The organism is Streptomyces sp. XY431 (genome assembly GCF_001279805.1).
In the GTDB taxonomy this organism is placed as follows: Bacteria; Actinomycetota; Actinomycetes; order Streptomycetales; family Streptomycetaceae; genus Kitasatospora; species Kitasatospora purpeofusca.
The window spans coordinates 1-320 of sequence record NZ_LGDO01000382.1 but is presented as its reverse complement, the minus strand read 5'-3'; the positions used below and the strand labels follow the sequence as shown (position 1 = coordinate 320).

Here is a 320-nt window from a genome sequence, read left to right as displayed (position 1 = left end):
CGACGACGGTGCCGGGGCAGAACGGTGTGTGGACGTTCGTGGGTTCGGTGGGGCAGCGGGTGGCGTTCGGGTTCAGTGGTGGGACGCTGGATTCGTTGAAGGCGCAGGTGTCGGTGTTGAAGCCGGACGGTTCGGTGTTGCGTTCTGCGCAGTACTGCGGTCCGACGTGCACCTTCCCGACGACCTCGTTGCCGGTGGACGGTGTCTACCGGGTGGTGTTCGATCCGCTCGGTGCGTCGATGGGGTCGATGACGGCCAGTGTGTCGACGGAGATCATGAGGCAGCTGCTGCTGGACGGTACGGGGTCGACGCTTGCGACG

The 320-nt window shown here is 65.6% G+C and carries 1 protein-coding gene; it reads left to right on the top strand.

The window, feature by feature from the left end:
* On the top strand, positions 1 to 320 hold a 320-nt coding region (locus ADK60_RS26955; protein ID WP_159400596.1), incomplete at both ends, for a hypothetical protein.